The organism is Sedimentibacter sp. B4 (genome assembly GCF_000309315.1).
Lineage (GTDB): Bacteria > Bacillota > Clostridia > Tissierellales > Sedimentibacteraceae > Sedimentibacter > Sedimentibacter saalensis.
This window is the reverse complement of record NZ_CANG01000279.1, coordinates 1-217: the sequence shown is the minus strand read 5'-3', so window position 1 is coordinate 217 and position 217 is coordinate 1. Positions and strand designations below refer to the sequence as shown.

Sequence of the window (217 nt, the reverse complement as noted above, 5' to 3'; positions counted from 1 at the left end):
TGGCCTCGACCCCCGCGGCGGTCTCCTTGAGCGCCTTCTGCACCTTCTTCCGCACGTCGGTCCAGTTCGGGTTGGGGCTGTTGAACCCGTTCTGCGGGTCGAACACGACGCTGCGCAGCTTGGTGTTCTTCACCTTCATGCCGAGGTCGACCAGGTCGCCCAGCAGGTTGCGGGGCACGTCCGTGGTGATGGTCTTCTCGCCCGCGGCGGCGATCGA

At 66.4% G+C, this 217-nt stretch carries 1 pseudogene; it reads right to left on the bottom strand.

The window, feature by feature from the left end:
- A pseudogene (locus BN358_RS26315) lies at positions 1-217 on the bottom strand (LytR family transcriptional regulator); the annotation flags it as partial.